Origin of the sequence: Streptomyces sp. NRRL WC-3549, assembly GCF_000721935.1 — a bacterium.
In the GTDB taxonomy this organism is placed as follows: Bacteria; Actinomycetota; Actinomycetes; order Streptomycetales; family Streptomycetaceae; genus Streptomyces.
Window position 1 is genome coordinate 47917 of the sequence record NZ_KL585410.1, and the last position, 595, is coordinate 48511.

1 protein-coding gene is annotated in these 595 nt (G+C 68.1%); it reads right to left on the minus strand.

Translation table 11 applies throughout. The features are described 5' to 3' along the window. Window positions 1-595: TIM-barrel domain-containing protein (locus IH13_RS0119985; protein WP_037841856.1), on the minus strand; the 595-nt coding region annotated here is incomplete at both ends.

Genomic DNA, 595 nt, shown 5'->3' on the forward strand with positions numbered 1-595 from the left:
CCGCCGATGTCATGGCTCCAGAAGCCGAAGCCGGACAGCGAGAGGGAGAGTCCGCCGCGGAGGGACTCGGCCATGGCCTCGAAGGAGGAGAAGCAGTCGCCGCCCCAGTGGACCGGGTACTGCTGGCCGCCCGCGGTCGCCGAGCGGGCGAAGAGGACGGCCTCCCCGGCACCGCGCTCCTGTTCCAGGAGCTCGAAGACGGCCTTGTTGTACAGGTGCGTGTAGTAGTTGTGCATGCGCTCCGGGTCGGAGCCGTCGTGCCAGACGACGTCGGTGGGGATGCGCTCGCCGAAGTCGGTCTTGAAGCCGTCGACGCCCTGGTCCAGCAGCCCCTTGAGCTTGCCCTGGTACCAGGCCGTGGCCTCCGGGTTGGTGAAGTCGACCAGTGCCATGCCGGCCTGCCACTTGTCCCACTGCCAGACGTCGCCGTCGGCGGTCTGGACGAAGTAGCCCTTGCGCGCGCCCTCTTCGTACAGGGCGCCCTTCTGCGCGATGTACGGGTTGATCCAGACGCAGATCTTCAGGCCCTTCTCCTTGAGCCGGGCGATCATGCCCTCCGGGTCGGGGAAGACGGCCGGGTCCCACTCGAAGTCGC